General features: G+C 62.7%; 6 protein-coding genes. 2 read left to right on the forward strand and 4 right to left on the reverse strand.

Going from position 1 to position 7,977, the window contains the following annotated elements:
* Window positions 1-32: 32 nt before the first annotated feature.
* From ACFRFQ_RS20145 to ACFRFQ_RS20160, 4 genes are all read right to left on the reverse strand, one after another.
* Entirely contained in the window at window positions 33-1,652 is a 1,620-nt protein-coding gene (locus tag ACFRFQ_RS20145; RefSeq protein WP_378661299.1) for a PucR family transcriptional regulator, read from the reverse strand.
* 209 nt (window positions 1,653-1,861) lie between these two features.
* Window positions 1,862-2,734: a GNAT family N-acetyltransferase gene (locus ACFRFQ_RS20150; protein WP_378661301.1), complete on the reverse strand. Its 873-nt coding sequence runs from the start codon at window positions 2,732-2,734 to the stop codon at window positions 1,862-1,864.
* 68 nt (window positions 2,735-2,802) lie between these two features.
* Window positions 2,803-3,897, reverse strand: a complete 1,095-nt coding sequence (locus ACFRFQ_RS20155) for a M20 family metallopeptidase (RefSeq protein ID WP_378661304.1) — start codon at window positions 3,895-3,897, stop codon at window positions 2,803-2,805.
* 240 nt (window positions 3,898-4,137) lie between these two features.
* Window positions 4,138-4,983, reverse strand: a complete 846-nt coding sequence (locus tag ACFRFQ_RS20160) for a M55 family metallopeptidase (protein ID WP_378661307.1) — start codon at window positions 4,981-4,983, stop codon at window positions 4,138-4,140.
* Window positions 4,984-5,171: 188 nt separating this feature from the next.
* Between ACFRFQ_RS20160 and ACFRFQ_RS20165 the strand changes: the two genes are divergently transcribed.
* On the forward strand, window positions 5,172-6,647 hold the full coding sequence (locus tag ACFRFQ_RS20165; protein WP_378661309.1) for an amidohydrolase family protein: 1,476 nt from the start codon (window positions 5,172-5,174) through the stop codon (window positions 6,645-6,647).
* Between the two features lie 23 nt (window positions 6,648-6,670).
* Window positions 6,671-7,957: an alanine racemase gene (locus tag ACFRFQ_RS20170; protein ID WP_378661312.1), complete on the forward strand. Its 1,287-nt coding sequence runs from the start codon at window positions 6,671-6,673 to the stop codon at window positions 7,955-7,957.
* Window positions 7,958-7,977 lie beyond the last annotated feature (20 nt).

A 7,977-nucleotide genomic window follows, 5' to 3' on the forward strand; every position in this document is an offset into this window, starting at 1 on the left:
GCGGCCCGCAGCATCGGTTTCGGCAACACACGCTAGCGCGGCCCCCGCAGACGAAGATGCACCATCAATCGAAAGCGCACGTTCGGATCATCGAGATCCAATGCCGCGAGACCCTTCAACTTGCTGAGTCGGTAGCGAAATGTGTTGGGGTGCACATGCAGTGATGCTGCCGCGTCACCTACGTCGCCGAACGCATTGAGCCACGCATCGAGCGTGTCGACAAACGACGTCGAATGAGCGGCGTCGTGACTGGCGATCGCCTCTATCGGACCGAGGTCCGAAAACCCTTCCGCCGCTGACTCGGACGCGATCGCCAGAAGAATCGCATCCACGTGGACGCTACTGAAGGTGGCAACGCTGCCCAACGCCCGTCCCGCCAACAGAACCTCGAGCGCGTGTTCGGCATCGCGCTTCGATCGACTCAGCTGAGACGGCCTGGTCACCAACCGCCCGATCCCGATGATCGTGTCAGCGGACGCGCCGGTACGGTCCAGGAAATCCGAGGCCACCCGAAAGGCCTGCATCTCGGCGTCCGAGGCACTGTTCCCACGCACCGAGAGCACCGCATAGCCCGTTCCGTTGACCAGAGCGGCTGCCGATTGGGAGTGGACGGCACCGAGGTGCATCGCCAAGGCGTCCGTCAGCCGCACCACATGCGCCGCGTCCTCCGCTTTGGAGTACCCCTCGAGAGACCGTCGACCCAAAGCCATGACCAGCGCCGGTCCGGTACCGAGACCCAATCGGCCCATGGCGTCGACCGCACTCGGACCACCGTCCAGAACGGTGGCGATCAGATCGGCACGAAGCCGCCGCTCGGCATCCGCGCCGCCTCGCAACCGCAACATCTGCATCGCGATCAACCCGGCCGAATCGCGCAACGCTCGCATTCGATCGTCGGACATCGGCGCACCGGTTGCCACCCACATGGAACCGAGGAACTCGTCGCCAGCTCGAATGGACACTGCGATACGTCCCATTTTGGTACCCAGGGTCTCGGCCGACACCCACACGGGATCGTCGCTGCGGTAAAGCCGGTCGAATACTCCTGCCTCCTCGAGTATCCGAATGTACCGGTCAGGGACCTGACGCTCGAGCACGGTCTCGATACGCGGACCGTCGCCTTCCTCCTGACGGCCGGAGAACGCGATGACCCGCGAGCTTCGGTCCTCGATCGTGATCGGCGCGTCCAGGAGTGCGCTGACGGCGTCGGCAAAGGCAAACAGATCGCCGGCCGGGCCACCCCCGCGAGAATGTATGTGGCCGACTTCGTTGCGAGCTGCCAACACCGAATGCAGCAGGCTCGTCAACTGGACCCACGTGACTCCCCGGGAAAGCGCCAACACGACGACACCGGAGGCCTCGATTGTCTCCCGCTCCGCAGTGGTCAGGTCAGAGTTGACACGCGCGACCACCACTGCCACGCCACGCTCGGCCAAATCGACGACGGATTCCGCGATTCGTTCACCGCCACTTATCCCGACCAGCAGCACCATCACGTCCGATGTCGCCGGCAACTCGTCATCGGGATCGTGAATGACCACGGACGCGACCTCGTCCATCGATTGCGGATCACCGACAACCGGGTTCAGCACCGTGGTTCCGACATCTTCGAGAAGCCGCACCAAACTGATCCGGGGCCGTACGGTGCTCACGTCTGTCACTCCCTCGTCGCGTGAACGAAGTGTGTCATAGTGGTGTGTCAAAATCGAACCTCTCACTAGTCGTAGTCATTGCTTCGAGAAGTTCCGGGATCGGTTCGACGCCGGTACCGGGGCCTTCCGGACGTCGTTCGGCACGAAGGACGTCCGGAAGGATTCATTCAATGACCTTGTAGCTCTTCATAATTCGATCCAGTTGATCGTCACGGCGTAACCTGCGCCGTCGCCTTCACGGGTGAGGTTCCCGGCGCCCGGTCCAGCACGTACTGTCCATTCCTGGTGACTGCGACAACCACCCCATTCTCGGCAAGTACGCCACCGAGCGCGTCGCGGACCGCAAGGCGCCACTCGTTCGCCACGGCCGGATCGACCTGACGGAGCGCGTACACGTCTTTCGGCGTCGCGACGGTGACAAATCGACTCTCGGTCGACTTCAGTACGGGCAGTCCGGATTTCGACACGGCAAGCAATTCCGTCGCAGACAACGACTCGGGCGTCGGAATTGCTCCCAGACCTGCGACCACGTCACAGACTCTGCTGCTGCCGATCTCCCAGTCGATCAACAATCGGTCGCTGTCTGTTCCCCCGTTGAGACCGTCGTTCATCGGAGCATAGAAGCGCGGAAGATACTGAATCGGGAAGGCGCCGAGTTTCGAAACGTTGAAGTACGCATTGCGCGCGACAAGAGGGTCGAAAGTCCACCGCACGTGGAGGATTCCCCGCTCCAGCGCCCACGCCCGTTGGAACAGTTTGAGAGCGAGGCCGATGTGACCGTTCTGGACGTCGGGGAGAATGCCGGTGATGTGCGAGTGCAGAGAGCGATGCTGTGGTTCCTCGAAGAACGCGACCGAACCGCCGATCAGTTTGCCACCACGGAACGCGCCGGCCACATAGTTTCCGGAATGCGAGAGCGCCTTCATCATGTCCCGGTGTACGGGTGGATTTCCGCTCTCGGTCTGCCACACCTTCTCGAACAGGCCGAAAACCTGCTCCAGCTCGGCGTGGCCGGTGACGGTATCGATGGTTACACAGGCGCGTAGGGCGGCCTGCGTGGCTTGGTCGATCGCTTGATGCATCCGTGAGGGCGTGACACCTCCGGGCGATCGAGAAATCTTCCGCTGTACGTTGTTCGGCGACGTCATCGTCACAGTCCTCCCTCCAGGACTCGGGTTACCAGTGCGGCCAACAATGTTGCGCGCGGGATCATCTGGTCGATCTCTACATGTTCTGTGGTTGCGTGGGCGCCACCGCCGACTGCACCGAGACCGTCCAGCGTCGGCGTTCCGACGCCGGCGGTGAAATTTCCGTCGGAGGCGCCGCCGACGGCACAGTCGCGCAGCATCCCGAGCCCACTCTCACGGCTGACCTGATGCGCGAGAAAGAACAGCTTCTCCGATGACGCTGCTTCGAGTGGGCCCCGGTTCGGGCCGCCGGTCACCGAGATTCGGCTTCCCGCGAGTACCGGCGCCAATGCGCGAATCGAACGATCGATGCGCTCCTGTTCCAGCGCAGACCACATGCGAACGTCACACCACAATTTTGCCTGCGCTGCAACGGTATTGGTAGTCGTTCCGCTACTGACCACCGTCGGAACCACCGAAGTTCCCGCGACCGGATCAGCAAGCTCCACTACCGCGTGAATTTGAGCCGCAAGCTCTTCCACCGCGTTGACGCCTCGCTCCGGCTCGAGACCGGCATGGGCGGCACGACCCTCGATTTCCACGCAGTAAAGCGACATGCCCTTTCGTGCGGTCTTCACAGCGCCGTCGGCGGCCGCTTCGAGCACGAGCACCGCGTCGACCCGACAGGCATGATCCTCGATCAAGGCCCGCGAAGTCGGGGATCCGATTTCTTCGTCGGAATTCAGAAGCACCACAACGCCGTCGAGTGACGGGAGTTCGGCCAGCGCGTGAAAGAGCTGAACAAGCCCTGCCTTCATGTCGAAAACTCCGGGCCCGGTGGCGACGGTGTCGGTCACGGACCACGGCATCTCGGCCAGCGTTCCGAGCGGCCACACGGTGTCGAAATGCCCGAGAAGCATGATCTTCGGCTCCCGGCCGAATGCCCACCGCAAGTGCTGCCGCCCGCCGATACGGATGCGTTCCGGCGCGCGTCCGAGATGACGTTCCCCCATCTCGGCCAGCACGTCCGCACATGCGTCGACTGCCGCGAGATCCGAGCTGGGTGACTCGGCCATCACCAAAGCAGCCAAGTCCGCCACCATTGTCTTCTTGTCCACTCCCACGTTCTCCCGTCACCGACCTCGACTATGTCAACCAAGCTTGGCCCAGCCGGCCCCTGGCGATCTTGTCCAGGACTACTGTCCTTCCGGCTCGAATTCGTCGCGCGCCACCAAATTCCCAGCACCGATGCGGACTGTCTCCGACGTCCGCGAAGCAAGCACGTCCACCGCTGGACGACAAACGCCGCCGGCAACGGTGTGCCGGCGGCATGTCGAGCGTTCGTAGGGAGCGCGGTACTAGGTTCGATTGGCAACCGTCACAATCGTCTGGACCCCGACTGCGGCCAGGCGTGAGTTGACGGTGATCAAACCGAGTATGTCGTCGACACTGCCCAGCGTGTGCGCGATAGTACGGTCCGCCGTCCGCCTCGAACCGGGAACAGCTTCCGCAAGTTCGGCAGCTGTAGTCGTGGGGTGAACGATCTCGAGCGTCCATTCGTCACGCAGCGCCACGGGCTCGAGCGTGTCGGCCTTGCGCACCGCACGTTCCGCCCCTGCCCGGATGTGCTCGCATGCGAGCGACGGGGGCAGCGAGTTTGTGGCCGACCATCCGTGCGCCTTCTTCACCTCCACCGTCTCCGTCGTCGGCGAGGCTGCGTCCACCAACCCGCAGATGATGTCGTCGCCTGTCACCAGCCCCACCGGAACACCCTGCGTTGCTGCGTACAGAGTGTTGACATCCGTTTCGGACACCGACTTGCCGTCGAGTCGGACGTCAGCGAACATGCTCGAAAACGTGTGCGCCAGAACGCCGGGCCCACCTGCAGGCGCGTGGTAGCCCACAAACAGTGCGACGTCGTGATCCGACGTCAAACCCTCGGCCATGCACTGCAACTTCGGAGAACCGAAAATCACCCGTGCCCGAGGATCCAGATCAGCATGAATCAGGTTGTCCATCGTTCCATGGCTGTCGTTGACCAGGACGCTTGTCGCGCCGCCGTCGAACGCACCGGCGATTGCAGCATTGGTCTCGGCGGTCATGAGCGCCTGCGCCCGCGGATATCCGCTACCACCGCGGACCGTCTGATCGAGCGTCGCGATACCCGCGATACCCTCCATGTCCACCGAAATATAGACGTGCATTCGTGCCCTCCATCAAATCCGAATCAGCCGTGTTGGTCGATCCCCCTCACCTTCACACTCGTGCGCGTCAGAATCTTGTTCTGTCGAACGGTGAGTACGCCTCCATTTGGGACGTTCACACCAGAATCCGCAGCGGAGCCCGTGAAACCATCGGGACACTAGCGACCGACGACAGGAGTGCAACACTTATGCAGGTCCACGACATCGTGTTCACCGGCGGCCGCGTGGTCGATCCGGCATCGGGTATCGACGAAGTTCGCAGCATCGCGATCACCGACGGCACGGTTTCCGCTTGGGGTCACGACATGATCGAAGCCCTCCGGACGATCGATGTGACGGGTCAGGTGATCTGCCCCGGATTCATCGACATGCACAGCCACGGACAGGAAATCGCCGAACAACGACTGCAGGCGATGGACGGCGTCACGACGGCCCTCGAACTGGAGGCCGGCGTCATACCCGTCGCGAAGGCGTACGCGCGTGCGGCTTCCGAAGGACGTCCGATCAACTACGGTTACGCAACATCGTGGGCACACGCCCGCATGATCGAGCTCGCCGGCGCCGATCCCGACGGCGATATCCGAACGCTTCTGCATCACGTCGGTGCACCCGGTTGGCAGGGTGAGCCGACACTGTCCCAGCGCTCACACATTCTCGAACTCCTCGAAAACGATCTTGCCGCAGGAGCTCTCGGTATCGGAGTCGTGGTCGGATACGCCCCGAAATCCGATCCTGCAGAGTACCTGCAGATCGCGGCACTCGCCGCCCGGGCGGGTGTGCCTACCTACACCCATGCACGCCCGCTCATTTCGATGGATCCGTCGAGTCCGGTGGACGGCGCCGCCGAAATCGCCCGTGCTGCAGCCGAAACCGGCGCACATATGCACTACTGCCACGTCAACAGCACCTCGGGTGCGCACGTCGACCAGGCGCTGTCGGTGGTGGCGCAGGTCCAGGCAGCCGGATCGCGGGTCACGACAGAGGCGTATCCGTACGGTTCCGGGTCGACTGCCGTCGGAGCTGCGTTTCTCGATCCAGACGCGCTGCACCTGATGAATCTGACACCGCGATCGCTGACATTCGTCCCCACCGGTGAACGTATCGCGGACCGCAAGCAGCTGGAGCATCTGCGTGCCACCGACCCGGGCGCATTGGTTCTCGTCGAGTTCCTCGACGAGAACGACGATCCCACGCGCGAGATCCTGGAACGGGCAATGACTTTCGATCGAGCTGCAATTGCCAGCGACGCCATGCCACTGACCTGGCCCGGGCGCACCCCGTCCGACGCACTGCGGTGGCCGCTGCCCCCGGCTGCACTCGGCCATCCGCGCGGCGCCGGTACCTATGCACGCGCAATCCGCACGCTGTACCGCGAGCGCCAACTCCTGTCGCTGTCGGAGATCATCGCTCGCTGCTCATTGATCCCCGCACAAATTCTGGAGGAGTCAGTTCCCGCAATGTCGTACAAGGGCCGTATCAGCCCGGGCAATGACGCTGACATCGTCATTTTCGACCCCGATAGAATTACCGACAACGCCACCTACGTCGACGGTATCCGGCCTTCCAGTGGAATCAGCCGGGTACTGGTCGGCGGAATACCCGTCGTAGATGGAGGCATCCTGGTCGAGGATGCACTGCCGGGTCGACCAATTCGCCGCTCGTGACCGGAAAAGAAAGTCTTTCACTCATGAACATCGACGGTATGACCGACCACACCAACCCCCCGATCAGTTGGGAGCACAAAGCCTTCGGAGCCGACCTCCAAGGTTTGCGCAGCTCCGACCTCGCGAGTCTGGGAATCTCCGCTCTCGACGGCGACCTTCCATTCCCGCTGATGACACTCAATAGTGAAGCGGTCTCACACAATGTTGCTGTCATGGCGCAGTTCTGTGCCGACCACGACGTGGACCTGGCACCGCACGCCAAGACCACGATGAGTCCGGAGTTGGTTCGCCGACAACTAGGCGCGGGCGCGTGGGGGATGACCGCGGCAACTGTTGCGCAGGCCCGCATTCTCCGCGAGTTCGGCGTCGAGTCCATCATCATCGCGAGCCAAGTCCTCGACCCAGCAGGTATTCGATGGATCTGTGACGAGCAGGAAGACGATCCCGACTTCTTCGTCGCCACCCTGGTCGACTCCGTCGAGAGCGTCCAGCTGATGGAGAGGTTGATCGCAAGAGTCTCACCGAACAGCAGCATCAGAGTTCTCGTCGAGCTCGGATACGACAATGGACGCGCCGGGACGCGCACACTCGATCAGGCTCTCGACGTTGCCCGCGCAGCGTCACACGCGCAGTCTCTAGTCCTCACCGGAGTCGAAGGATTCGAGGGCATGATGCCGGGCACTTCAGTTGCTGCCCGTCGCATCTCCGTCGATTCGTACCTCGCATCCGCGCGGGTATTCACCGAAATCTGCTTAGCAGAGCACCTGTTCGAGAATACCTCTGCGAAAGCCCCGCTCCCTCTGGTCACCTTCGGCGGCAGCGCATTCCACGATCTGGTTGTCCGCGAATTCGCCGGTCGCTGGGCGACGAGCAACGGCGTGCGCGTCGTACTGCGCAGTGGTTGCTATATCACTCACGATCACGGCCTCTACGCCGAAACCTCGCCATGGGCGGATGGTCCTCGCACCTTGCGGGCGGCCGCTGAAGTCTGGGGTGTTGTGCTCTCGCTGCCGGAGCCAGGCCGTGCGATCCTGGGCTTCGGTCGTCGCGACGTGGGTTCCGACGCCGGCTTCCCCAAAGTCCTCCTGCGACGGCGCGACGGCTCCAATCAGCCGGCTCGGAAACTGACGATCACTGCCCTCAACGACCAGCACGCGTACGTCGATCTGCCGGCGGATTTCGACTTGCAGGTAGGTGATCTCCTGGGGTGCGGGATCTCGCACCCGTGCACCACGTTCGACAAGTGGTCACTGATTCCCGAGGTCGATGCGAACTATCGTGTCGTGGGATCGGTCCATACGTTCTTCTGAGATCTCGAGAAAGGCGTCCC

This window comes from Rhodococcus sp. NPDC056743, assembly GCF_042790355.1.
Taxonomy (GTDB): Bacteria; Actinomycetota; Actinomycetes; order Mycobacteriales; family Mycobacteriaceae; genus Rhodococcus_F.

Bases quoted from the DNA above. Each gene is read 5' to 3' on its own strand.
- ACFRFQ_RS20160 (WP_378661307.1), bottom strand. From the start codon at position 4,983: ATGCACGTCTATATTTCGGTGGACATGGAGGGTATCGCGGGTATCGCG.
- ACFRFQ_RS20165 (WP_378661309.1), top strand. From the start codon at position 5,172: ATGCAGGTCCACGACATCGTGTTCACCGGCGGCCGCGTGGTCGATCCG.
- ACFRFQ_RS20150 (WP_378661301.1), bottom strand. From the start codon at position 2,734: ATGCATCAAGCGATCGACCAAGCCACGCAGGCCGCCCTACGCGCCTGT.
- ACFRFQ_RS20170 (WP_378661312.1), top strand. From the start codon at position 6,671: ATGAACATCGACGGTATGACCGACCACACCAACCCCCCGATCAGTTGG.